The organism is Pseudomonas sp. P7779 (genome assembly GCF_013386315.1).
GTDB lineage: Bacteria > Pseudomonadota > Gammaproteobacteria > Pseudomonadales > Pseudomonadaceae > Aquipseudomonas.
This window is the reverse complement of record NZ_JACARZ010000197.1, coordinates 1-435: the sequence shown is the minus strand read 5'-3', so window position 1 is coordinate 435 and position 435 is coordinate 1. Positions and strand designations below refer to the sequence as shown.

General features: G+C 63.0%; 1 pseudogene. It reads left to right on the top strand.

Going from position 1 to position 435, the window contains the following annotated elements:
- Positions 1 to 435: pseudogene (gene gcbA / locus HX869_RS31085) on the top strand (diguanylate cyclase GcbA); the annotation flags it as partial.

The window sequence follows — 435 nt, the reverse complement described above, 5'->3', positions numbered from 1 at the left end:
CCGAAGCCCAGGAAGGCCTGGAGCAAAAGCTGCCACTGCTGTTTTTCAGCCTGCACGAAACCGACACCCCCACCCGCCTGGCCGCCGTGCGCGCCGGCGGCCAGGAGTTCCTCACCGGCACCCTGGAGGCGTCGAGCCTGCTGGAAAAAATCGAGGTGCTGACCTGCGTCGCCCAGTACGAACCTTATAAAGTGCTGATCATCGACGACTCGCGGGCCCAGGCGATGCACACCGAGCGCCTGCTCAACAGTGCCGGTATCGTTACCCGCACCCTGATCGAACCGATCCAGGCCATGGCCGAGCTGGCGGACTTCCAGCCCGACCTGATTATCCTCGACATGTATATGCCGGCCTGCACCGGTACCGAGCTGGCCAAGGTGATCCGTCACAATGACCGCTACGTCAGCGTGCCGATCATCTACCTCTCGGCCGAAG